19 protein-coding genes are annotated in these 19,808 nt (G+C 63.0%); 7 read left to right on the top strand and 12 right to left on the bottom strand.

The window, feature by feature from the left end; translation table 11 throughout:
* Window positions 1-36 precede the first annotated feature (36 nt).
* Window positions 37-1,320: an MFS transporter gene (locus tag NCT32_RS12220; protein WP_061121670.1), complete on the top strand. Its 1,284-nt coding sequence runs from the start codon at window positions 37-39 to the stop codon at window positions 1,318-1,320.
* Between the two features lie 105 nt (window positions 1,321-1,425).
* Window positions 1,426-2,022, top strand: a complete 597-nt coding sequence (locus tag NCT32_RS12215) for a nitroreductase family protein (protein ID WP_250477136.1) — start codon at window positions 1,426-1,428, stop codon at window positions 2,020-2,022.
* 6 nt (window positions 2,023-2,028) lie between these two features.
* On the opposite strand, the gene NCT32_RS12210 is transcribed toward NCT32_RS12215, so the two are convergent.
* On the bottom strand, window positions 2,029-3,516 hold the full coding sequence (locus tag NCT32_RS12210; protein WP_061121672.1) for an MFS transporter: 1,488 nt from the start codon (window positions 3,514-3,516) through the stop codon (window positions 2,029-2,031).
* Window positions 3,517-3,720: 204 nt separating this feature from the next.
* On the opposite strand from NCT32_RS12210, the gene NCT32_RS12205 reads away from it, so the two are divergent.
* Window positions 3,721-4,971: an Hsp70 family protein gene (locus NCT32_RS12205; protein ID WP_250490370.1), complete on the top strand. Its 1,251-nt coding sequence runs from the start codon at window positions 3,721-3,723 to the stop codon at window positions 4,969-4,971.
* Between the two features lie 75 nt (window positions 4,972-5,046).
* On the opposite strand, the gene NCT32_RS12200 is transcribed toward NCT32_RS12205, so the two are convergent.
* Window positions 5,047-5,250 (bottom strand): cold-shock protein, encoded by a 204-nt coding sequence (locus tag NCT32_RS12200; protein WP_007000074.1) that lies wholly within the window; start codon window positions 5,248-5,250, stop codon window positions 5,047-5,049.
* 447 nt (window positions 5,251-5,697) lie between these two features.
* Between NCT32_RS12200 and NCT32_RS12195 the strand changes: the two genes are divergently transcribed.
* Window positions 5,698-7,290 carry an APC family permease gene (locus NCT32_RS12195; protein WP_250490366.1) on the top strand — a complete coding sequence of 531 codons (1,593 nt, stop codon included), beginning with the start codon at window positions 5,698-5,700 and terminating at the stop codon, window positions 7,288-7,290.
* 79 nt (window positions 7,291-7,369) lie between these two features.
* Here NCT32_RS12195 and NCT32_RS12190 read toward each other — a convergent pair whose 3' ends face one another.
* The 8 genes from NCT32_RS12190 to NCT32_RS37250 all read right to left on the bottom strand — a co-directional run bounded on the left by NCT32_RS12190 (window position 7,370) and on the right by NCT32_RS37250 (window position 13,583).
* Window positions 7,370-8,155 (bottom strand): class III extradiol ring-cleavage dioxygenase, encoded by a 786-nt coding sequence (locus tag NCT32_RS12190; RefSeq protein ID WP_250490365.1) that lies wholly within the window; start codon window positions 8,153-8,155, stop codon window positions 7,370-7,372.
* A gap of 95 nt (window positions 8,156-8,250) precedes the next feature.
* The gene (locus tag NCT32_RS12185) at window positions 8,251-8,853 is read right to left on the bottom strand and encodes a UbiX family flavin prenyltransferase (RefSeq protein WP_250490364.1); all 603 of its coding nucleotides are present in this window, start codon (window positions 8,851-8,853) and stop codon (window positions 8,251-8,253) included.
* Between the two features lie 13 nt (window positions 8,854-8,866).
* Window positions 8,867-9,178 carry a Grx4 family monothiol glutaredoxin gene (gene grxD, locus NCT32_RS12180; protein WP_061121677.1) on the bottom strand — a complete coding sequence of 104 codons (312 nt, stop codon included), beginning with the start codon at window positions 9,176-9,178 and terminating at the stop codon, window positions 8,867-8,869.
* Window positions 9,179-9,261: 83 nt separating this feature from the next.
* A complete protein-coding gene (prmC, locus tag NCT32_RS12175; protein ID WP_250490363.1) occupies window positions 9,262-10,098 on the bottom strand; it encodes a peptide chain release factor N(5)-glutamine methyltransferase in 837 nt (278 codons plus the stop codon).
* Window positions 10,095-11,177 carry a peptide chain release factor 1 gene (prfA, locus tag NCT32_RS12170; protein ID WP_061121679.1) on the bottom strand — a complete coding sequence of 361 codons (1,083 nt, stop codon included), beginning with the start codon at window positions 11,175-11,177 and terminating at the stop codon, window positions 10,095-10,097. Before prfA ends, prmC begins: the two co-directional genes overlap by 4 nt.
* Window positions 11,178-11,273: 96 nt before the next feature.
* The gene (gene hemA / locus NCT32_RS12165) at window positions 11,274-12,569 is read right to left on the bottom strand and encodes a glutamyl-tRNA reductase (RefSeq protein ID WP_061121680.1); all 1,296 of its coding nucleotides are present in this window, start codon (window positions 12,567-12,569) and stop codon (window positions 11,274-11,276) included.
* A 192-nt stretch (window positions 12,570-12,761) separates the two neighbouring features.
* Entirely contained in the window at window positions 12,762-13,370 is a 609-nt protein-coding gene (locus NCT32_RS12160; RefSeq protein WP_250490369.1) for a glycosyltransferase family 2 protein, read from the bottom strand.
* Between the two features lie 81 nt (window positions 13,371-13,451).
* Window positions 13,452-13,583 (bottom strand): hypothetical protein, encoded by a 132-nt coding sequence (locus NCT32_RS37250; RefSeq protein WP_284508525.1) that lies wholly within the window; start codon window positions 13,581-13,583, stop codon window positions 13,452-13,454.
* Window positions 13,584-13,997: 414 nt separating this feature from the next.
* Between NCT32_RS37250 and NCT32_RS12155 the strand changes: the two genes are divergently transcribed.
* The 3 genes from NCT32_RS12155 (at window position 13,998) to NCT32_RS12145 (ending at window position 16,824) form a co-directional block, all read left to right on the top strand.
* Window positions 13,998-14,270, top strand: a complete 273-nt coding sequence (locus NCT32_RS12155) for a hypothetical protein (protein WP_061121682.1) — start codon at window positions 13,998-14,000, stop codon at window positions 14,268-14,270.
* 126 nt (window positions 14,271-14,396) lie between these two features.
* A complete protein-coding gene (locus NCT32_RS12150) occupies window positions 14,397-16,184 on the top strand; it encodes an aminopeptidase P family protein (RefSeq protein ID WP_250477142.1) in 1,788 nt (595 codons plus the stop codon).
* 16 nt (window positions 16,185-16,200) lie between these two features.
* Entirely contained in the window at window positions 16,201-16,824 is a 624-nt protein-coding gene (locus NCT32_RS12145; RefSeq protein ID WP_250490362.1) for an HAD family hydrolase, read from the top strand.
* Between the two features lie 18 nt (window positions 16,825-16,842).
* Here the strand turns inward: NCT32_RS12145 and NCT32_RS12140 are convergent, their stop codons facing one another.
* Together NCT32_RS12140 and ettA are read right to left on the bottom strand one after the other, a co-directional pair.
* Window positions 16,843-17,970, bottom strand: coding sequence for a DUF748 domain-containing protein (locus tag NCT32_RS12140; RefSeq protein WP_061121685.1), 1,128 nt, complete (start codon window positions 17,968-17,970; stop codon window positions 16,843-16,845).
* A 150-nt stretch (window positions 17,971-18,120) separates the two neighbouring features.
* Window positions 18,121-19,788 carry an energy-dependent translational throttle protein EttA gene (ettA, locus tag NCT32_RS12135; RefSeq protein WP_250490361.1) on the bottom strand — a complete coding sequence of 556 codons (1,668 nt, stop codon included), beginning with the start codon at window positions 19,786-19,788 and terminating at the stop codon, window positions 18,121-18,123.
* Window positions 19,789-19,808: the final 20 nt, after the last annotated feature.

The following is a 19,808-nucleotide window of genomic DNA, read 5'->3' as shown; positions in this document are numbered from 1 at the left end:
ACGTCGCAAGACAAAAATCAACGTAACGGAGCAGCGATGAATTGGGTAGCGAGACGGCTGAACGGCCGGATACATTACGGCTGGGTTGCGGTGGGCGTCGTGTTTTTCGTGCTGCTCGCGGCGGCCGGCACGCGCGCGACGCCGAGTGTGATGATGTTGCCGCTCGAAAAGCAGTTCGGCTGGTCGCGCGGCACGATTTCGCTCGCGATTTCGATCAACCTCGCGCTGTACGGTCTCGCCGGCCCGTTCGCCGCGGCGGCGATGCAGCGCTTCGGCGTGCGCCCGACGGTGCTCGCCGCGATCGCGACGCTCGCGGCGGGCGTCGGCATCTCGTCGATGATGACCGAGCCGTGGCAAATGGTGCTCGTCTGGGGCGTCATGGTCGGCAGCGCGACGGGCGTCGCGGCGCTCACGCTGTCGGCGACGATCGTGAACCGCTGGTTCACCACGCATCGCGGTCTCGCGATGGGCATTCTCACCGCAAGCTCCGCGACCGGTCAGCTCGTATTCCTGCCGTTCCTCGCTTCGATTTCCGAGCGCTTCGGCTGGCGGCCCGTCGTGTTCGTCGTCGCGGCGGCGGCGGCGATCGTGTTGCCGCTCGTCGCGTGGCTGCTGCCCGAGCGTCCGGCGGATCTTTCGCTGCGGCCCGTCGGTGAAACGGCTAATGTGCCGCCCGGCGCGATCTCGCCGCCCAAAAATCCCATCAAGGTCGCCTTCGGCACGCTCGCATCGGCAAGCAAGACCCGCGATTTCTGGCTGCTTTTCTTCAGCTTCTTCGTCTGCGGCGCGAGCACGAACGGTTACGTCGGCACGCACCTGATCGCGATGTGCTCCGACTACGGCATGACGCAAGTCCAGGGCGCGACCCTGCTCGCCGCGATGGGCATTTTCGATCTGTTCGGCACGACGCTCTCCGGCTGGTTGTCCGACCGTTTCAACGCGCGCGTGCTGCTGTTCTGGTACTACGGCCTGCGCGGACTTTCGCTGATTTATCTGCCGTATGCGTTCGGCATCGATTTCTTCGGCCTGCCGCTCTTTGCCGTGTTCTACGGTCTCGACTGGATCGCCACCGTGCCGCCGACCGTGCGCCTCGCCACCGACGTCTACGGCAAGGAATCCGCGCCGATCGTGTTCGGCTGGGTCGTCGCGGGCCATCAGCTCGGCGCGGCGTTCGCGGCGCTCGGCGGCGGCATGCTGCGTTCGAGCCTCGGCAGCTACACCGTCGCGACGATGATTTCCGGCGGCCTGTGCCTCGTCGCGGCCGTGACCGTGCTGCGCATCAATCGCGCGGGCCGGTCGATGGGCGTCGCCGCGACCTGACGATCTGCGCGCGCGCGTGAGCTTGTTTATCCTTGTCGCCTTGAACGGCGCGCGTCTTCGCCGATGCGCGCCATGTGTTTTTCATCACGCCAACGAGGACCGAACATGACCACGAAGCCCGCTCCGACCGATGTCGACATCCACGAACTGATCGCCGGCCGTTGGAGCCCGCGCGCGTTTTCCAATGCGCCCATCCAGCGCGCGCAGTTGCATCGTCTGCTGGAAGCGGCGCGCTGGGCGCCGTCGTCGAATAATTTGCAGCCTTGGCGCTTCATCGTGTTCGACCGTCATCGCGACGAAGCGGCGTTCAGGCGCGCGTTCGACACGCTCATGCCCGGCAACCAGAAGTGGAATGTGAACGTGCCGGTGCTCGTCTGCGTGACGGCTTCGACGCTCACGCCGAAGGGCGACACCAACCGCACCGCGACGTACGACACCGGCGCGGCCGCGATGGCGCTCGTGCTGCAGGCGCACGCGCTGGGACTGGCGACGCATCAGATGGGCGGTTTCGATCGGGACGCGTTCCGTCAGGCGTTTTCGATCCCCGCGGACGTGGAGCTCATCGCGATGATGGCGATCGGTCATCACGGCGACGCGAGCCAGCTCGACGAAGCGCTGCGCGAGCGTGAAGCGGCGCCGCGCGCGCGCAAGACGCTGGCGGAAATGGCCTTCGAAGGCGCGTGGGACAACGCGTTCAGGTAATCCCGCTCAAGGCTCGTCCGCTGCTGAAAGCGGTCGAGCGACATCCTCGAGCGATCTGCGCTCCGCCGCGACGCCCCAGATGCCCGCGACGACAGCCGCCGCGACCATCAAGAGCGATCCGATCAGATAGCCGACGAACACGGCGCCGCGCTCGTGGGTATCGATCAGCTGACCGAAAAGCGTCGGCCCGATGATGCCGCCGAGCGCCGTCCCGAACGCGTAGAACACCGCGATGGCGAGCGCGCGAATCTCCAGCGGGAACGTTTCGCTCACCGTCAGATACGCCGAGCTCGCCGCCGCGGACGCGAAGAAGAAAATCACCATCCACGCGATGGTCTGCGTCGTCACGGTCAGCATGCCGTGCATGAACATCCAGCCGCTTACGGTCAGCAGCACGCCCGAAATCGCATACGTGAACGCGATCATCTTGCGGCGGCCGAGCACATCGAAGAGCCTGCCGAGCAGGACGGGACCGAGGAAATTTCCGGCCGCGAACGGCAACACGTACCAGCCGATGTGATCGCCGGGCACGTGGTAGAAGTCGGTCAGCACGAGGGCGTACGTGAAAAAAATCGCGTTGTAGAAAAATGCCTGCGCCGTCATCAACGTGAGGCCGACCAGCGAGCGGCTGCGGTGCGCGTTGAAAAGCGTATGCACGACTTCGCGCAACCGCGTACCTTCGCGCGCGTGCAGGCGCAACGGCTTGACGGGCGTGTCGGGAATCTCGACGCCGTGCTGCCGAAAATGGGCTTCGATTTCCTCGACGACCTGTTTCGCTTCCTCCTCGCGATTGTGCGTGATGAGCCAGCGCGGGCTTTCCGGCACCCACATCCGCATGAAAAGGATCGTGAGACCGAGCGCCGCGCCGATCAGAAAGCACGCACGCCATCCCCAGTCGGACGGAAGCAGGGCGGGATCGAGCAGTACGATCGAGCCCGCCGCGCCGATGCCCGCGCCGACCCAGAACGTGCCGTTGATCGCGAGGTCGGTCCAGCCGCGCAGGCGGGCGGGCGTGAATTCCTGAATCGTCGAATTGATCGCGGTGTATTCGCCGCCGATGCCCGCGCCGGTCAGAAAGCGAAACAGCACGAACGTCGCGAGATTCCACGAGAACGCCGTCGCGGCGGTGGCGGCCACGTAAAGAAAGAGCGTGATGAAGAACAGCTTGCGCCGGCCGAGCCGGTCCGTGAGCCAGCCGAAGCCGAGCGCGCCGAGCACCGCGCCTGCGATATACGCGCTGCCCGCAATGCCGACATCCGCGTTCGAGAACTGCAGGGCGGGGCTCGACTTGAGCGCGCTCGCGACCGCGCCCGCCAGCGTCACTTCGAGTCCGTCGAGCAGCCAGGTGATGCCGAGCGCCAGCACGATCAGCGTATGGAAGCGGCCCCACGGCAGACGATCGAGGCGTCCGGGCAGATCGGTTTCGATGATCTCGGGACGATCGCTGGCTGTATCGATCAAACGGTTCTCCTGGGGCGCGGCGGTTTCGTTCATGTGTCGGCGGGATGCGTTCGCTGCGACTGCGCACGCAAGAGAGTGAACAAATTGCCGCGATGCACGCAAGTTACATTCCGCTTTTTGTCGAATAAACTCAATGGTTTAAAAATATCGGAAATGCGGTTGATGCCGTTTTCGGAACGTGTTAAAAACGCCGTCCATGTTTGAATGCGACGTCCTCACCCGACGCCGCCGATGCCCATGACTTATTGCGCGATCGATTTCGGCACGTCGAACTCCGCCGTCGCTTTGCCGGACGGCCTGTCGATCCGGCTGGCGCCCGTGGAAGGCGAGGCGACCACGCTGCCCACCGCGGTTTTCTTCAACACCGACGAGAATAACCAGTCCTACGGCCGCGCGGCGCTCGAAGCGTACATCGACGGCTTCGACGGCCGGCTGATGCGCTCGATGAAGAGCATTCTCGGCTCGCCGCTCGCGGACAACAGCACCGATCTCGGCGACGGTTCCGCCATCAAGTACACCGACGTCATCACACTCTTTCTGCAGCATCTGAAGCAGAAAGCGCAAGCGCTCGCCGCCGAGCCGCTGACACGCGCGGTGCTCGGCCGTCCGGTTTTTTTCGTCGACGACGATCCGCGGGCGGACCATCTCGCGCAAAAACAGCTCGAAGCCTGCGCGCATGCGGTCGGTCTGCGGGAGATCCACTTCCAGTACGAGCCGATCGCCGCGGCGTTCGACTATGAAGCGGGCCTGACGAAAGAAGGACTCGTGCTGGTCGCGGATATCGGCGGCGGTACGTCGGACTTTTCGCTCGTGCGTGTCGGCCCGGAGCGCGCGCGCCATCTGGAGCGCAAGGACGATGTGCTCGCGCATCATGGCGTGCACGTTGCCGGAACGGATTTCGACCGCCGCGTGGAGCTCGCAACCGTGCTGCGCGAGCTCGGTTATCAGTCGCTCGATCCCAAGGGGCGCGAATTGCCGAGCCCCGTGTACTTCGATCTCGCGACGTGGCATCTGATCAATACGGTCTATACGCCGAAACGTGTGAGCGAGTTGCAACTGATGCGCCATCTCTTTACCGACGTGCGCCATCACGACCGGTTGATGCGCGTCGTGTATCGCCGCCTCGGACACGCCCTGACGTCGCACGCCGAAGCGGCGAAGATCGATGTCGCGGCGGGCGGCACGACCGAAATCGACATGGAAGAGGTGGAAGAGGCGCTGCGCGTCGCGTTCGACGAGACGCAACTGATTGCGGCCGGCGCGGACGAAACGCGGCGGATCGTCGAGGCGGCGCAGGAAACGCTCAAACGGGCCGGCGTGGCGGCCGCCGACGTGGGCGCCGTCTATTTCACCGGCGGCACGACCGGGCTGCGGTTTTTGTCCGAAGCGCTGTCGGCCGCGTTTCCCGCCGCCCAGCCGGTGTTCGGCGATCGCCTCGCCAGTGTCGCGAAGGGGCTGGGCATCTACGCGCAGCGCATCTTCGTCTGAGCCGCGCGCGAGCCGGAGAGCCGGAAAAAAGAAAACCCCGCCGAGGCGGGGTCTTCATACGAATCCTAGCGGTACTTAAACCGGCTTGATGTTCGCTGCTTGCTTGCCCTTCGGGCCAGTCTTCACTTCGTAGGAAACCTTCTGGTTTTCCTGAAGCGTCTTGAAGCCTTCGATGCGGATTTCCGAAAAATGTGCGAACAGATCTTCGCCGCCGCCATCCGGAGTGATGAAGCCAAAGCCCTTTGCGTCATTGAACCACTTGACGGTACCGGTTTCCATGTTACGTATTCCAAAAAATTGATGAATAAGGCCGAAGCCCAAGGGTGCGGAAAATCAAGGAAGGGGCAATGGGACCAACCGGAGTACCGTGATGGCGAACTCGAAAGAACCAATTCACTCGCCACTTGAAATCCTGCAAGAAGGTTTATACGGCGAAACGATTTCGCGGTCAATTAATATCCGACAACTCTGAAGGGATTTTTCTGAGACAAGTGAGCAAAAGTTACAGGACTTGCAATTTCGGGCCGGATCGTCCTTCGAAAACACCACTTTAGGGCAAATTCTTTCCAGTATGCACTGCATTCGAAAGGTGCAACCGTTAAACTACGCGCCTTCTTAAAAGGTTGCACCGACATCGCCAGATAGGCGAAGCTCCCTGGCGTCTTCGGCGGACGGGGTGGTGCTGCCGTGGGAATGCGCGCGCGGCGCGAGACACTGGAGAGAGAGTTGAAGAGTTCGATACAAAGAAATATCGGCCCGATGGCACTTCTGTTGACCGGCCTTGGGTCCATCATCGGTTCAGGCTGGCTGTTCGGTGCCTGGAAAGCTGCCAAGATCGCCGGGCCGGCAGCGATCGTCGCATGGGTGATCGGCGCGGTCGTCATTCTGGCGATTGCACTGACTTACGCTGAACTTGGCGCGATGTTCCCCGAATCGGGCGGCATGGTGCGTTACGCGCGCTATTCGCACGGCGCGCTTGTCGGCTTCATCAGCGCGTGGGCGAACTGGATCGCGATCGTCTCGGTGATCCCGATCGAAGCCGAAGCGTCGATCCAATACATGAGCACCTGGCCGTATGACTGGGCGCACGCGCTCTTCGTCAACGAGTCGCTCACGCCGATGGGCCTCGGGCTGTCGGCGCTGCTCGTGATCGTCTACTTCATGCTGAACTATTGGGGCGTGAAGGTGTTCGCGCGTGCGAATTCCGCGATCACGATCTTCAAGTTCCTGATTCCCGCCGCGACCATCGCGGGCCTCGTCTTGACCGGGTTCCATTCCGAGAACTTCGGTACCACGTCGAGCTTTGCGCCGTACGGCTGGCCTGCGGTGCTGACGGCCGTGGCGACGAGCGGCATCGTTTTCAGCTTCAACGGGTTCCAGAGCCCGGTAAATCTCGCCGGCGAAGCGCGGCACCCCGCGCGCAGCGTTCCGTTCGCCGTGATCGGTTCGATTCTGCTCGCGCTCGTGATCTACGTGCTGCTGCAGATTGCGTACATCGGCGCGGTCAATCCTGCCGATGTGGCGAAGGGCTGGTCGCATTTCAATTTCGCGTCGCCGTTTGCGGAGCTGGCGCTCGCGCTGAATCTGAACTGGCTCGCGTTCCTGCTTTATGTCGATGCATTCGTGAGCCCGAGCGGCACCGGCACGACCTATATGGCGACGACCACGCGCATGATCTACGCGATGCAGCGCAATAACACGATGCCGAAGATTTTCGGCATCGTGCATCCGTTCTACGGCGTGCCGCGCCCGGCGATGTGGTTCAACCTGCTCGTCGCGTTCATCTTCCTGTTCTTCTTCCGCGGCTGGAGCTCGCTCGCAGCGGTGATCTCGGTCGCGACGGTCATCTCGTACCTCACCGGCCCGGTCAGCCTGATGGCGCTGCGCCGCGCGGCTACCGACCTGGATCGCCCGCTCAAGCTGCCGATGATGGGCCTGATCGCGCCGTTCGCGTTCGTGTGCGCGTCGCTTGTGCTGTTCTGGGCGAAGTGGCCGCTCACCGGCGAGATTATTCTGCTGATGGTCGTGGCGCTTCCCGTCTACTTCTACTTCCAGGGCAAGACAGGCTTTGCGGGCTGGGGCCGCGATCTGAAGGCGGCGTGGTGGCTCGTGGCCTATTTGCCGTCGATGGCGGTAATGTCGCTGATCGGCAGCAAGGATTTCGGCGGCAGCGGGCTTCTGCCGTACGGCTGGGACATGGCGGCGGTCGCCGTGCTCGCGCTGATCTTCTACTACTGGGGCGTGCATACGGGCTATCGCACGAAGTACCTCGACGAACGCGAGAGCCGCGACGACATTCTTCACGAAGTCGGCGCCTGATTATTTCCGCTTCATGACAAGAACGAAAACCCGCCCGAGCGATCAGGCGGGTTTTTTCATTTCGACGCAGGTTTCGACGTCAATCGTCGGTGAAGACGTAGTTGGTCATCGCGAGCGCGCGCTGGAACGTGCCGAGCGACTGGATGCCCAGCCGATAGTCGTCCGCCGCCGCGCCGAGCGCGCTGAACACGGGCAGAAGATGTTCGTCGGTCGGATGCATCAGCGCGGCGTGCGGCGCGCGGGCGCGATAGTCGAGCAGGGCGTCGATATCGCGCTCGGTCATGCGGCGCTCGAACCAGTCGGTGAACTCGGCCACGCGCGGATCGGCGTCTTCCGGACGCGCGCTGAAATCGGCCATGCGCAGATTGTGCGTGATCTGCCCGGAACCGACGATCATCACGCCGTCATCGCGCAACTCGCGCAATGCGCGGCCGATACGGAAATGATGCGCGGCGTCGAGATGCGGCTGTATCGATAGTTGCGCGACCGGGACGTCCGCATCCGGAAACATCAGCAGCAGGGGCACCCATGCGCCGTGATCGAGCCCACGATCCGCTGTCGCCGCGGGAATGCCTTGCTCGCCCAGCACCGCCGCGGCGCGTTTCGCCACACCGGGCGCGCCTGGCGCCGGATAGCGCAATTCGTAAAGGGCGCGCGGGAAGCCATAAAAATCGTGGATCGTCTCCGGCCGTTGGGCAGTGCTCGCCGCCGGCTGCGCCGTGCCCCAGTGGGCGGACAACATCAGAATGGCGCGCGGGCGTGGCAGCGTCTGTCCGAGCAAGGCAAACTCGGCGGACGGCATCGACGGATCGATCGGCAACGTGGGCGCGCCGTGGGAAATGAAAACGGTGGGCAGTCGGCTCATGGCAGCAAGTTCCTGTGGGGTCTGCCATCAAATGTAGGGCCACGAACTGTGTTGATAAACGGCTCGAACGGCAATGCATTGTGTCGTCGCCGTTGTTAATCCGGCGCTTCGCCGCGCAGACCTTGCCAGGCGGGCGCAACCGGCTCGCCGATACTGAATAAATCGATGACGCGCGCGACCGTGTGATCAACCATTTCTTCGATCGTCGCGGGTTTTTGATAAAACGCGGGCAAGGGCGGAAAGATCACGCCGCCCATCTCGGTGACGGCCGTCATGTTGCGCAGATGCGCGAGATTGAATGGCGTCTCGCGCACGAGCAGCACGAGGCGGCGGCGCTCTTTCAGCACGACGTCGGCGGCGCGGGTGATGAGATTGTCGGAAAGACCATGCGCGATGCTCGCGAGCGTGCGCATCGAGCACGGGGCCACGACCATGCCGTCGGTCGCGAATGAACCCGACGCGATAGTCGCGCCGACATCCCGCACGCTATGGACGACGTCCGCGAGCGCGTGGACCGTGGCCTTGTCGAGATCGAGTTCGTGCTGGATGTTGAGCCAGCCGGCGCTCGAAACGAGCAAGTGCGTTTCGACGCCGGAAAGCCGGCGCAACGTCTCGAGCAGACGGACGCCGTAGATGGCGCCCGTTGCGCCGGTAATCGCGACGATGAGCCGTCGTTTTGCGGCAGCGGGGGCGCTCACTTGCGAAAAAAACTCAGGCTGCGGCGAAGAGCTGTTGCAGTTCGCCCGATTGATACATCTCCATCATGATGTCCGAGCCGCCGATGAACTCGCCCTTCACGTAGAGCTGCGGAATGGTCGGCCAGTTCGAGAATTCCTTGATGCCCTGGCGGATCTCGTCGTCTTCGAGGACGTTCACGGTCTTGATCTGATCGACGCCGCATGCCTTCAGCACCTGGATCGCGCGGCCCGAGAAACCGCACATCGGGAATTGCGCCGTGCCTTTCATGAAAAGGACGACGGGGTTTTGATCGACGATCTGCTTGATGCGTTCTTGCGTGTCCATGGCGTTCCTGCGCTTGAAGTCGGTGGAATGATGGTTGAAATGATAGCGGATTTCGGTTTGGCGGGCTGACGGGAGCCAGATGCTCAGGCCGTGAAAAGACCACCGGAGCAGCGCTCGATGCCAGCGAGATCGCGCATCGAGCGGACATCGGTGAAGCCGCGTGCCTTGAGCAGCTCGCGCACGGATTGCGCCTGATCGTAGCCGTGCTCGATCCACAAGGCGCCGTTCGTCGTCAGCAGAAACGGCGCCGTCCCGATGATCGTGCGGATCGCGGACAAGCCGTCGGCGTCGTCGGTGAGCGCGGCGCGCGGCTCGAAACGCAAGTCGCCTTGCGCGAGATGCGGATCGTCGCTCGCGATATAGGGCGGATTGCTCACGATCGCCTCGAACATGAGCGATGGATCGATGTTCGCGGTCCAGTCGCTTTCGATGAATGTAACGGGCCCGCCTTCGCGCGTCGCTTCGAGCAGCGCGCGTGCGTTGTCTCGTGCGACATCGAGCGCGGCGCTCGATCGGTCGACCGCCCACACGCGCGCATCGGGCCGCACATGAGCGATCGAAATTGCGATAGCGCCGGTGCCGGTGCCGAGATCGAGCACGCGCGGGTTTGTCTTATCGGCGATGGACTCGAGCGCGAGCTCCACGAGCAATTCGGTTTCCGGCCGCGGGATCAGCACGTCCGGCGTCACGCCGAATTCGAGGCCGAAAAACTCGCGGCGGCCGGTCAATTGCGCAATCGGCTCGCCGTTCAGACGTCTCGCCGCGAGCGCGTCGAAGCGCGCAACCGCATCCGCATCGAGCGGTTCACGATCACGCGTGATGAGTTCGGTGCGCCGCCAGCCGAGCACATGCATCAGCAGAATGCGCGCTTCGAGTTGCGGCAGTCCGGCAGCGCGGAGCAACTCGGCTGCCGTGCTCAATCGGTTTCCCCGAGTGCCGCGAGTTGCTCGGCCTGATGCTCGGAAACGAGCGAGGCGATCATTTCATCGAGATCGCCGTCCATGATGTATTCGAGCTTGTACAACGTCAGGTTGATGCGGTGATCCGTCATGCGCCCCTGCGGGAAGTTGTACGTGCGGATGCGCTCCGAGCGGTCGCCCGAGCCGATCAGACTCTTGCGCGTCGCCGCTTCCTTCGCGTGCTGCTCGTGGTACTGCTTGTCCTTGATGCGCGCGGCGAGCACCTTCAGCGCGCGATCCTTGTTCTTGTGCTGCGAGCGGTCGTCCTGACATTCGACGACGATGCCCGTCGGCAGGTGCGTGACGCGCACGGCGGAATCCGTCTTGTTGATGTGCTGCCCGCCCGCACCCGACGCGCGGAACGTATCGATACGCAAGTCGGCTGGATTGATGACGACTTCACTGATTTCATCGGCTTCCGGCATCACCGCGACCGTGCACGCTGACGTGTGGATGCGCCCTTGCGTTTCCGTCGCCGGCACGCGCTGCACGCGATGCCCGCCCGATTCGAACTTGAGCCGCGAATACGCGCCTTGTCCGGCGATGCGCACGATCACTTCCTTGTAACCGCCGAGATCCGACACGCTCTCCGACATCGTCTCGACGGTCCATCGGTTACGTTCCGCGTAGCGAAGATACATGCGCAGCAAATCGCCCGCGAACAGCGCGGATTCGTCGCCGCCCGTGCCCGCGCGGATTTCGATGAAGATGTTGCGGTCGTCGTTCGGATCTTTCGGCAAGAGCATCATCTGCAAGTCGCTTTCGATCTTCGTCATGCGCTCGCGCGCCTCGCCGATTTCCTCTTCGGCGAAATCCCGCATCGACGGATCGGAGAGCAGTTCCTGCGCGGTGGCTTCGTCGGTCAACGCCTGACGCCAGAGCGCGTATTGATCGACGATCGGACTGATTTCCGCGTGCTCGCGCGTGAGCTTCCGATACTGGTCCATATCGGCTGTCACGTCTTCACGGCTCAACAATTCGTTGAGATCGACCTGCCGTTTTGCAAGCTGGTCGAGCTTGCTCTGCATGCTCGTTTTCATCGGGCGGAATCGGCGCGGTCAGCGCCAGGAAATACTGCGATCAGGGAGCGCCGCGCGGGCCGCGCGGAGCATTTGAGAATAGCAAAGAGAAAGCCGCTAACGTTCCGACGAATCGGACGACGATCCGTGGCGGTAGAAGCCGCTCATCAGGTCGATGAGCTGGTCGCGCTCCTCACGGCTCGCGCGGTTGAGCGCGTGTGTCGGGCCGTGAATCAGCTTGTTCGTGAGGGATTGCGACAGCGCTTCGAGCACGGCGGCGGGGTCGTCGCCGCGCGCGAGCATCTTGCGCGCGCGCTCGACTTCGGCGCGGCGCAGCGTGTCCGCCTGCGTGTGCATGTGACGGATGACCGGCACGATGCTGCGCGCATCGAGCCACTGCATGAAATTCGCGACGCGCGTCTCGATGATCGCCTCGGCTTGCGCGACCGCGGCCTGGCGAGACGCGTTGCCTTCGCGGACGATCGCGCCGAGATCGTCGACGGTGTACAGGAAGACGTCGTGAAGATTGCCGACTTCGGGCTCGATGTCGCGCGGCACCGCGAGATCGACCATGAAAATCGGCCGATGGCGACGCGCCCGCACCGCACGCTCGACTGCACCGAGACCGATGATCGGCAGCGTCGATGCCGTGCACGACACGATGATGTCGAACTCGTGCATGCGCGCGGGTAGCTCGGAGAGCGGAATCGCGTGGCCATTGAAGCGCTCGGCGAGCTTCTCGCCGCGCTCCGCCGTCCGGTTTGCGACGACCAACTCACGTGGGTTCTGCGCGGCGAAGTGAGTCGCGCAGAGTTCGATCATTTCGCCCGCGCCGATGAACAGCACACGCTGGCTCGAAATGTTCTCGAAGATGCGCTGCGCGAGACGCACGGCGGCGGCGGCCATCGACACCGACTGCGCGCCGATTTCCGTCGTCGTGCGTACTTCCTTCGCCACCGCGAATGTGCGCTGGAACAACTGATTGAGATACGTGCCGAGCGCGCCGGCTTCGGACGCCGTGCGCACGGCGTCCTTCATTTGTCCGACGATTTGCGTCTCGCCGAGCACCATCGAATCGAGCCCCGATGCGACGCGGAACGCATGACGCACGGCTTCCGACTGCGGCAGCGCATAGACGTGCGGCGCGAGTTCGGGAACGGGGATGCTGTGATACTTCGAGAGCCACTGGATCGCGGCTTCGCGGGCGGCGGCGTCGTCAGTGGCGCAGTAGAGTTCGGTGCGGTTGCAGGTCGAGAGGATGGCCGCTTCGGGCGATGCCTTCGCGAGCGGTCCCAGCCAGATGTCCTTCAGCGCGCCCAGCGCGGGCTTGAGCTGTTCGAGCGGAAACGCCACGCGTTCGCGCAGGGCGACAGGCGCAGTGTGATGATTGATTCCGATCGTGAGGAGCTGCATTTTTTGAGCTGATGCTTTGGGCCTAAGCCGGTCGCCTTTCAGATAGCCCAATATTATAGCCTTTTGCGTATTTCTTCATTTATAGGTGGCATTTGGGGCGCGAGCAGTGGCCGATGCCGCTTACGCCACACAGCGTGGCGATGAGCTTCCGCCCACGGTTCATGCGCGTGACAGAAAGCCGCGGCGTACAGTTCAGCGGAAAAACTTGGCAAGCTCGGCCGCGCGCGCTTCCAGTTCTTCGATTGAGATCTCGCCGGTGCGGGACGCCATCTGACGGTTTCTGGCGCTGTCCTCCTCTTCACATATCTGGAGGCGCGAGGCAGAGTCGTGATGGAGGTGAAACAGCGCGGCCTTAGGATCCGAGAGCGCATGCCACCGCACGCCGAGTCGCGCTGCGCGCAGAAACAAGTCGTCATCTTCGCCTCCCCAGCCGATGAAGCCGGGGTCCAGCCCGCCGATGCGGATGAATTCCGCGCGTTTGAAGAGATTGATCGCGCCCGGCGTATTGGCGTACAGCAGATTTATTTCGTCTGGTAAATCACTCTCCAAAAATGGAGCGAATTCGGCGAAATCGCCCGATTCGATGAACGATTGGCGGCGATTACCCGAAACATTCAATACGCGTGTAAAAGGACAAAGCGCATCGCTGTTGTTACAGTCGATCAGCGCGTCAAGCGCCGCCTTCATGAAAGACGGATTCGCGATCATATCGGCATCGTGCAGGCAAATAATCGGGCTCTTAGCCATGAGGGCGCCGAGATTGACCAGTCGCGCCTTCGGAAAAGGGCCCGTGTCATGCACGAACAAATGCCTGATTCCTTCGCCACTTGGCCCGTACCTACTCGGACTATCAGATCTGGTTGATCGAGGCAGATGCCACGCCTAGGGTTCGATTGGTGCGAATTCGGCGACCCGAGAGACGGCGCTCAGATTGTCACGCCTCTCGTGGTTGGCGCCGCGATAGGTGATGATCATTTCGAGACCGCGCAGGGAAATCACATTGTTTTCCGTCATGAAAAATCGATGCCTCTGGAAATCGCTCCGCTGCGTTAGCGATCGAGCGATATTAATGCGAGTTTTGACTGTTATATCGAGCACATTCGCGAAGCCTAAGTTCACTTCCAGCGCTCTTATCCGGATTATTCCGATAAATGCGGGTGCCATCTGATGCAAAATCGTAACATGCTGTCGAATGGGAAAAACTCGGAAAATTCACATAAGCGTCTCAACTGGAAATGCGGTTGTTGAATGTTCCTTGACTCCGGAAGACTCGTCCATGCCGTGTGCGGGGCCGGATCGGAGTCTTGCGCTGGCCATACCCGGCCCCTAAACTCAACGGCTGCATCCGCCGAGAATTGTCCAGACCATGCCCGTAATCCAGAACGCTTCACTTTTCGCTAAATCGATTCCCGCGGAGCAGCGCCGCTGATGGGTTGGATCGGACTGATTTTTCTCGGCGCGGTAATCGGCGCGGCGGGCTGGTGGCTGCATCCGCTGCGGCGTGCGGGACGCGGCGCGCGCGGTCCGGCGGGACGCATCTGGACGGCGATCGCCGCTGGCATACTGGCGACGGTCGTCGCGCGCATGCTCGGCAATATCGTCGACGTCTATCACGATGGCGATACGCTCGAATGGCTCGCGTGTGCAGTCTTCGCGTTCCTCGTCGTGACGACGACCGTCGGACTGGCGGCGCGCCGCTGATCTACTTTTTCTGCGTGCGGCGGGTGATCCTCGCCGCGCGCCGTGCTCTTCGCGCCCCACGCGGGCTTTCAAGCAGGTGACTTCATGAACGATCGCATTGCAGATTCAGCCATTCCGGAGCCCGCGATGTTCGCGAGACGCATCGAGTCGTTGCGCGGCCAGATGGCGCTCGAAAAGCTCGCCGCCGTGCTCATCCCGTCCGCCGATCCGCACCTCTCCGAATATCTGCCGGAACGCTGGCAAGGACGCCAGTGGCTCTCGGGCTTCACCGGATCGGTCGGCACGCTCGTGGTGACGGCGGATTTCGCGGGTGTCTGGGTCGACAGCCGCTACTGGACACAGGCCGAAGCGCAACTCGCCGGTACCGGCATCGCGCTCATGAAGATGATGGGCGGCCAGCAAACCGCGCCGCACGTCGAATGGCTCGCGGAACACGTGCCCTCGGGCGCGACCGTCGCCGTCGATGGCACGGTGCTCGGCGTCGCAGCGGCGCGCGCATTGTCCGAAGCGCTGACCGCGCGCGGCATCGTGCTGCGCACCGATCTGGACCTGCTGAATTCGGTGTGGCCGGCGCGCCCCGGCTTGCCTGAAGCGGCCGTCTACGAGCACGCCGCGCCACATGCGAGCGTCACCCGCGCGGAAAAGCTCGCGCAGGTGCGCGGCGCGATGCAGGCGAAAGGCGCGCAATGGCACTTCGTTTCCACGCTCGACGACCTCGCGTGGATCTTCAATCTGCGCGGCGGCGATGTGAGCTACAACCCGGTTTTCGTCGCGCATGCGCTGATCGGTCTCGATGACGCGACGATCTTCGTCGCCGATGGCAAGGTTCCCGCCACGCTCGTCGAATCCCTCGCACGCGACAACGTGCACGTCGCACCGTATCGGGCCGCGCCGGAATCGCTCGCGGCGTTGCCGGCGGACGCGACGCTCCTGATCGACCCGCGCCGCATCACGCACGGGCTGCTGGAGAAGGTGCGCGCGTCGGTGAAGATCGTCGAGGCAGTCAATCCGTCGACGTTCGCCAAATCGCGCAAGACAGCGGCCGAAGCGGACCACATTCGCGCGACGATGGAACAGGACGGCGCCGCGCTCGCCGAATTCTTCGCGTGGTTCGAAGAGGCGCTCGGCCGCGAACGCATCACGGAACTGACGATCGACGAGAAGCTGACCGCCGCGCGCGCGCGTCGTCCGGGCTTCGTCACGCTGAGCTTCGCCACGATCGCGGGCTTCAACGCCAATGGCGCGATGCCGCATTACCGCGCCACCGAGACCTCCCATGCCGTGATCGAAGGCAACGGCTTGCTCTTGATCGATTCGGGCGGGCAGTATTTGAGCGGAACGACGGACATCACGCGTGTCGTGCCGATCGGCGAAATCGAGGCCGCGCACAAGCGCGATTTCACCGTCGTGCTGAAGGGCACGATGGCGCTTTCCCGCGCGCGCTTTCCACGGGGCATCCGTTCGCCGATGCTCGATTCGATCGCCCGCGCGCCGATCTGGGAAGCGGGCGCGGACTACGGTCACGGCACGGGGCATGGCGTCGGCTACTTCCTGAACGTGCACGAAGGTCCGCAGGTGATCTCGCACTACGCGCCGGCCGAATCCTGGACGGCGATGGAAGAGGGCATGATCACGTCGATCGAGCCGGGCATCTATCGGCCGGGCAAGTGGGGCATCCGCATCGAAAATCTCGTGTTGAACCGCGCGGCGGGCAAGACCGAGTTCGGCGATTTCCTCGAATTCGAAACACTGACGCTGTGCCCGATCGATACGCGCTGCATCGACTTGTCGCTGTTGCGTGAGGACGAGCGCGCATGGCTCAACGCGTATCACGAGACGGTTCGCACACGCGTGTCGCCGCATGTGTCGGGCAAAGCGCTGGCGTGGCTCGAAGAGCGGACGAAGGCGATCTGACGAGGAGCGCGGCGAGATGACCATCAAGGCCGTGGTGTTCGATTTCGGCGGCGTGTTGATCGACTGGAATCGCGAGTATCTCTACAAACATCTGATTCCCGACGAAACCGAGCGCCGCTGGTTTCTCGACAACGTCTGCAAGATGGAGTGGGTCGTGCAGCAGGACGGTGGACAGACGATCGAAGAAGGCACGGCCGAGTTGATCGCGCAATATCCCGAGCACGAAGCGCTGATTCGCGCGTTCTATGCGCGCTGGCCGGAAATGGTGGCGGGCGCGATGCAAGAGGGCGTCGCGCTCGTCGACCGGCTCGAGGCCGCGGGCGTGCCGCTCTTTGGCCTCACGAACTGGTCGGCGGAAACTTTTCCGTACGCGTGGGAGCGCTTCGACGTGCTGCGGAAGTTTCGGGAGATCGTCGTGTCGGGGCGCGTCGGTCTCGTGAAGCCCGATCCGCAGATCTTCGATTTGATGCGCGCGGAGATCGACAAGCACTTGCCGGGCGTTCGGCCAGACGAGCTCGTGTTCATCGACGACAATCTGACGAACGCGCAAGCCGCGACCGCGCTCGGCTGGCACGGCGTCCACTACACCGGCGCACTGGACACGGAAACGAAGCTGCGCGCGCTGAATCTGCCGATCTGAACGCGCACATGCAACGCGCTACTGCCCCAGCAGATTCTTCAGCGCGTTGCCGATTCCCCGCACCGTATCGCCCGCGCCGCGCGCGACGCCTTCGGCGCTCACGCCGAGGGCTTTCGCGAAACCGGCCGCGAGCTTCTTCGACAGACTTTCGCTGAGCGAAAACTTCGGATCGCGCAAATCGCCGTCGAGCACGAAATCGAGCTTGATCTGCTCCTTGCGGTCCTTCAGCGCGGCGATCGCGGCTTTGGTCGGGATCGAGAGAAAGGTGTCGAGCGGATTGCCGGCGTCGCTGATCTGCAGGTGATTCAGCGTGAGCGTGCCGGGCGCGTGAATGCGGTAGGCCTTCACGGTGGCATCGATCGACAAGTCGATGGTGCCGCCCGTTACGGCCGCCTTTGCGCCGGCCTTCTTGAGCAGATACGGATCGAGCGTCGCGACATCGACGTTGCGCAGTGTCGCGCGCGTCTGCGAATCCTTGTTCGCGATGACCATCCAGCCGCCCCATGTCACATTGCCCGTGTGCGACGGCCCTTTGATCGAGCCGGTCATCGAAAGCTCGGTGCGGTCGGTGAGGGCGGGCAGATGAATGTGATCGACGGTGGCGCGCGCATCGCCGATCAGCACGCGGTACGGCGGGTTCTGCACGGAGCCGTCGAAGAACTCCATCGAACCGCGCTCGAACGACACGCGATCGATGAGCTTTTCCTCTCGCGCGTGTTCCTCGCGTTCCTTGCTGTCGGGCGTGGCGTTGGCTTCCTGCGCAGTTTCCCTGAGCCCCGGCAGGATGCGCACGCGGCCCTCGGCGGAGCGGACGATGGACAGATAGTAGTTGTCGACGCTCACGCTGCGCAGATGAACCGGCTTCGTGATGAGCGAACGCATGTCGACATCGAGCACGATGCGTTCGGCGCGCATGGCGTCGCTCGCGGGCCAGTCTTTCGGGCCGCGCAGGCGCACGCGCGAGAGCGTCACCTGACCGAAGGCGACGTCGATTTCTTCCACCGAACCGCTTGGGCCGAGCGTCTCGATGATGCGCTCTTTGATCTGATGCACGGCGAAAAGCCAGCCGCCGATCGCCACGACGAAAAGCGCCACCACGATTCCGATTGCCCAAAGCGCTCCCCGCCTCGCGCTCGATCCCGCCATCTGCGTGTGTCTCCCGTGTCGGCTTATCGGAAAGTGCCGCTCGAAAATGAAAGTGGCGACTGCGTCCTACACAGTCGCCACTTTCGTACCTGATGTCCGTGCGCGCGCCCGCATTGGTGCGTGCCGCGAATCATCAGATGTTTGCCATGCTCAGCGCGTGATCGGCTTGTAGCGCAGACGCTTCGGCTTCGCTGCTTCTTCGCCGAGGCGCTTGCGCTTGTCGGCTTCGTATTCCTGGTAATTGCCGTCGAAGAATTCGACATGCGAATCGCCTTCGAACGCGAGGATGTGCGTTGCGATACGGTCGAGGAACCAGCGATCGTGCGAGATCACCATGACCGAGCCGGCGAATTCCAGCAGCGCGTCTTCGAGCGCGCGGAGCGTTTCGACGTCGAGGTCATTGGACGGTTCGTCGAGCAGCAGCACGTTTCCGCCGGCGATCAGCGTCTTCGCCAGATGCAGACGACCGCGCTCGCCGCCCGACAGATTGCCGACGAGCTTCTGCTGATCGCTGCCCTTGAAGTTGAACCGGCCGATATACGCGCGCGACGGCGTTTCGTACTTGCCGACCGTGAGCACGTCGGCGCCGCCGGAGATTTCCTCGAACACGGTCTTGTCGGCGGCGAGCGCGTCGCGGCTTTGATCCACGTAAGCGAGCTTGACGGTCGGCCCCTTGACGATCTCGCCCGAATCCGGCTGCTCCTTGCCGGTCAGCATGCGGAAGAGCGTCGACTTGCCGGCGCCGTTCGGCCCGATGATGCCGACGATTGCGCCGGCCGGAATCTTCATGTCGAGATTGTCGATGAGCAGGCGATCGCCGTATGCCTTGCTGACGTTCTTGAACTCGATGACCTCATTGCCCAGACGATCGCCGACCGGAATGAAGATTTCCTGGGTCTCATTGCGCTTCTGGTATTCCTGGCTGTTGAGCTCCTCGAAACGCGCGATGCGCGCCTTCGATTTCGCCTGACGGCCCTTGGGGTTCTGGCGCACCCATTCGAGTTCCTTCTTGATCGCCTTTTGACGCGCGGATTCGCTCGATTCTTCCTGCTTCAGGCGGTCTTCCTTCTGGTCGAGCCAGCTCGAATAGTTGCCCTTCCACGGAATGCCGTGGCCGCGGTCGAGTTCGAGAATCCATTCGGCGGCGTTGTCGAGGAAGTAGCGATCGTGCGTCACCGCGACGACGGTGCCCGGATAGCGCGTGAGGAACTGCTCCAGCCATTCGACGGATTCGGCGTCGAGGTGGTTGGTCGGCTCGTCGAGCAGCAGCATGTCGGGCTTTTGCAGCAGCAGCTTGCAGAGCGCGACGCGGCGCTTTTCCCCGCCCGACAGATGTTCGATTTTCGCGTCCCATGCGGGCAGGCGCAGCGCGTCGGCGGCGACTTCGAGCTGTTGCTCGGGGCTGCCGCCATCGCTCGTCGAGAGAATCGCTTCGTACTTCGCCTGTTCGGCGGCGAGCTTGTCGAAGTCGGCGTCGGGCTCGGCGTAGGCGGCGTAAATTTCGTCGAGCTTCTTTTGTGCCTGGAAGACGTCGCCGAGACCTTCCTCGACGGCCTGACGCACGGTCTGCTGCGGATCCAGTTGCGGCTCCTGCGGCAGATAGCCGATGTTCAGGTTCGGCATCGGCGTGGCTTCGCCTTCGATGTCCTTATCGACGCCCGCCATGATCCTGATGAGCGTCGACTTGCCGGAACCGTTCAGGCCGAGGAGGCCGATCTTCGCGCCGGGAAAGAACGAGAGGGAGATGTCTTTCAGGATCTGACGCTTCGGCGGGACGATTTTGCCGACGCGGTTCATGGTGAAGACGTATTGGGCCATGTTGTCCGTGATTGATTGAG

Source organism: Caballeronia sp. INML2 (assembly GCF_023631365.1).
Lineage (GTDB): Bacteria > Pseudomonadota > Gammaproteobacteria > Burkholderiales > Burkholderiaceae > Caballeronia > Caballeronia turbans.
The sequence above is the reverse complement of the archived record's forward strand: the minus strand, read 5'-3'. Positions and strand labels throughout refer to the sequence as shown.

Bases quoted from the DNA above. Each gene is read 5' to 3' on its own strand.
- NCT32_RS12190 (WP_250490365.1), bottom strand. From the start codon at position 8,155: ATGAGCCGACTGCCCACCGTTTTCATTTCCCACGGCGCGCCCACGTTG.
- NCT32_RS12140 (WP_061121685.1), bottom strand. From the start codon at position 17,970: ATGGCGGGATCGAGCGCGAGGCGGGGAGCGCTTTGGGCAATCGGAATC.
- NCT32_RS12150 (WP_250477142.1), top strand. From the start codon at position 14,397: ATGTTCGCGAGACGCATCGAGTCGTTGCGCGGCCAGATGGCGCTCGAA.
- prfA (WP_061121679.1), bottom strand. From the start codon at position 11,177: ATGAAAACGAGCATGCAGAGCAAGCTCGACCAGCTTGCAAAACGGCAG.
- NCT32_RS12145 (WP_250490362.1), top strand. From the start codon at position 16,201: ATGACCATCAAGGCCGTGGTGTTCGATTTCGGCGGCGTGTTGATCGAC.
- NCT32_RS12220 (WP_061121670.1), top strand. From the start codon at position 37: ATGAATTGGGTAGCGAGACGGCTGAACGGCCGGATACATTACGGCTGG.
- NCT32_RS12205 (WP_250490370.1), top strand. From the start codon at position 3,721: ATGACTTATTGCGCGATCGATTTCGGCACGTCGAACTCCGCCGTCGCT.
- NCT32_RS12155 (WP_061121682.1), top strand. From the start codon at position 13,998: ATGGGTTGGATCGGACTGATTTTTCTCGGCGCGGTAATCGGCGCGGCG.
- grxD (WP_061121677.1), bottom strand. From the start codon at position 9,178: ATGGACACGCAAGAACGCATCAAGCAGATCGTCGATCAAAACCCCGTC.
- ettA (WP_250490361.1), bottom strand. From the start codon at position 19,788: ATGGCCCAATACGTCTTCACCATGAACCGCGTCGGCAAAATCGTCCCG.
- hemA (WP_061121680.1), bottom strand. From the start codon at position 12,569: ATGCAGCTCCTCACGATCGGAATCAATCATCACACTGCGCCTGTCGCC.
- NCT32_RS12215 (WP_250477136.1), top strand. From the start codon at position 1,426: ATGACCACGAAGCCCGCTCCGACCGATGTCGACATCCACGAACTGATC.
- NCT32_RS37250 (WP_284508525.1), bottom strand. From the start codon at position 13,583: ATGACGGAAAACAATGTGATTTCCCTGCGCGGTCTCGAAATGATCATC.
- NCT32_RS12210 (WP_061121672.1), bottom strand. From the start codon at position 3,516: ATGAACGAAACCGCCGCGCCCCAGGAGAACCGTTTGATCGATACAGCC.
- NCT32_RS12200 (WP_007000074.1), bottom strand. From the start codon at position 5,250: ATGGAAACCGGTACCGTCAAGTGGTTCAATGACGCAAAGGGCTTTGGC.